Origin of the sequence: Cellulomonas endophytica, assembly GCF_004123805.1 — a bacterium.
In the GTDB taxonomy this organism is placed as follows: Bacteria; Actinomycetota; Actinomycetes; order Actinomycetales; family Cellulomonadaceae; genus Cellulomonas; species Cellulomonas endophytica.
The window spans coordinates 1-1574 of record NZ_RWJX01000163.1 but is presented as its reverse complement, the minus strand read 5'-3'; the positions used below and the strand labels follow the sequence as shown (position 1 = coordinate 1574).

Below are 1574 nucleotides of genomic sequence, written 5' to 3'. Positions count from 1 at the left end.
GCCGGCGGCGGCACCGTCGGTCGCGACCCCCCACCAGGCGGTCGGGCTCGCGGCGGGCGCCCCCCGCGCCGCGAGGACCCGGGCCAGCGTCGGCAGGTCCGCGAGGACGCCCGGCCCGGTGGCCCGGCCGGGGAGCCACGGCACGACGCCGGCGACCCGGCCCGGCACCGCGGTCCCGTCCACGACGAGGCCGACGGGGCGCCCCGGCGCGAGGCCGGCGCCGTCCGCGACGTCCGCGGTGACGAGCACCGGCACCTCCGTCGGCGCGGGGGCGGGCGTCAGCAGCAGCGTGGCCGACCCCCCGACGAGGGTGGACGGCTCCACGCGGGTCGTCACGTCGAGCGCCCCGTCGGCGAGGGTGGCCGCGCCGGGCGGCGGCCCCGCACCCGTCACGGGGTCGAGCACGGACCACGCCGCCGCACCCGTGCCCGGGGCCGCCCCGGGCAGCGCCAGCCGGACGGACACCCCGGTGGACCCCGCCGGGACGTCGACCGCCCCGTCCGCCGCCACCCGCCCCAGGACCTCCGGGTCGAGGCCGAGCTCCAGGCGCACCGCGACGAGCCGGGCCGCCTCCGGCCCCCCGAGGACGGGCAGCGGCAGGGTCGTCGGCGCCCCGTCGAGCGCGACGGGCGCACCCGTGCGCTCCACCCGCAGGCCCGAGGGCGTCCCGACGACGAGCGTGGCGCGCGCGAGCAGCGGCAGGCCCGCCCCGCTGCCCGTCCCGGTGAGCACGACACCGCCGGGGCCCAGGGTGACCCCGTCCGTGCCCCCGGTGCCGTCCCGCGTCGCGGCCGGCCGCGGCACCAGCGGGCCGAGGACCGTGCGCCACCCCCGCCCGTCGGGGGCCCGGCCGCGGACGAGGCCGCCCGCCGCCCGCACGTCGACCGCGAGGAGCTCGGGCACCTCGCCGCCCGGGCCCGACCAGCGCCCGAGCGCCACCGGCCCCCGGACCACCGGCAGCGCGCGGGCGGCACCGGCGTCCGGTGCGCCCAGCACCGCCGCGACCACCGGGGGCTGGGACCCGGGCGCGAGGGTGCCGGGGTCGACGACGACGTCCGCCCCGACGGCCAGCGTCGCCGCGTCGCGGGCCGCGCCGGCCCACGTCGCCCCGGTCGCGGCGGACCACGTGGCCGTGCCCGCGCCGAGCACGGTGAGCAGCACCGCCGCCGTCGCGGTCGGGCGCCGCGCCAGGTCCCACGCGACGAGCGGCACGACGAGCCCGCGGGCCCGGGCGCCGAGCCGCTCGCCCTGCCGCAGCAGCGGCGGGAGCACCCGCAGGACGAGGGCGACGCCCGCGAGCAGGCACAGCAGGGGCGCGGCGACGAGGACGGGGTCGACCCGGCCGGGCTCGGCCCCCGTCGCGACCGTCCGGCCGCGCAGCTGCAGCACCGCCGCCACGGCGAGCGCCACGAGCAGCAGGTCCGCCCCGGACCGCGCGAGGTCTCCCGCGCCGCCCCGCCGCGTCCGGGGAGCCCGCGTCGCCACGGGACGGGCCAGCACGACGAGCGCCGCGGCCAGGGCGAGCGCGCCGCCCGCCGCCGGCGCGAGTGCGGGCCCGGCCCCGGCCGCCAGGC

Annotated in this window: 1 protein-coding gene; it reads right to left on the bottom strand. The window is 83.9% G+C overall.

Annotated features, from left to right (window positions below):
* A partial coding sequence (locus EJA20_RS18945; protein WP_420836461.1) for a hypothetical protein occupies positions 1-1574 on the bottom strand: 1574 nt, incomplete at both ends.